This window comes from Pseudomonas sp. BN411, assembly GCF_029871235.1.
GTDB lineage: Bacteria > Pseudomonadota > Gammaproteobacteria > Pseudomonadales > Pseudomonadaceae > Metapseudomonas.
Window position 1 is genome coordinate 1 of record NZ_SSOM01000010.1, and the last position, 699, is coordinate 699.

The window sequence follows — 699 nt, forward strand, 5'->3', positions numbered from 1 at the left end:
GCGGAAGATCATGCCGTTGGGGTGGTAGGGGAGCGGCTTGCGGATCAGCGCCAGGTGCTCCTTCTCCACGAAGTGGATCGGCTTTTCGCCGCCGAGAAGCAGTTCGCCGCTCTGGCGGATGCGCGCCAGGCGTTCATCCACGCTTTCTGTATCCACGGTATCCGGTTGCTCGCCTTCCAGGCCCAGCAGCACGGCCTTGTCGCTGCCGTGACCCTTGCCGGTGGCGCCAAGGGAACCGTACAGCTCCACCTTCAGGCTCTGGGTGTCGGCCAGCAGGCTCTCGCGACGCAGGCCTTCGACGAAACGCGCGGCGGCGCGCATCGGGCCAACGGTGTGGGAGCTGGAGGGGCCAATGCCGATCTTGAACAGGTCGAAGACACTGAGGGACATGTCGCGCTCCTGAGCGTGCGCTCGGCTCTTTCTTATTAGTCAGCGTAGACAGCCCGGACGATCGGGCCCGAAGGTCCGACCGCCGTGCTTCTTGTCTTGTGTCCGGTCGCTGTAGGAGCGAGCTTGCTCGCGAATGGCTCGGGCGGAGCGCTTCGCCAGCAAGCTGGCTCCTACACAGGGTCGCCGTCAGGCGTCCTGGTAGGCCTCGATGGACGGGCAGGCGCAGACCAGATTGCGGTCGCCGTAGACGTTGTCCACGCGGCCCACCGGCGGCCAGTACTTGCCGTCCACCAGGCTGGCGCTGGGGTA

The 699-nt window shown here is 66.0% G+C and carries 1 protein-coding gene; it reads right to left on the bottom strand.

Annotated features, from left to right (window positions below):
* Positions 1-390 (bottom strand): serine dehydratase beta chain (locus tag E8F06_RS00075; RefSeq protein WP_280362968.1); only part of this gene is annotated, 390 nt, incomplete at its 3' end.
* Between the last annotated feature and the right edge of the window lie 309 nt (positions 391-699).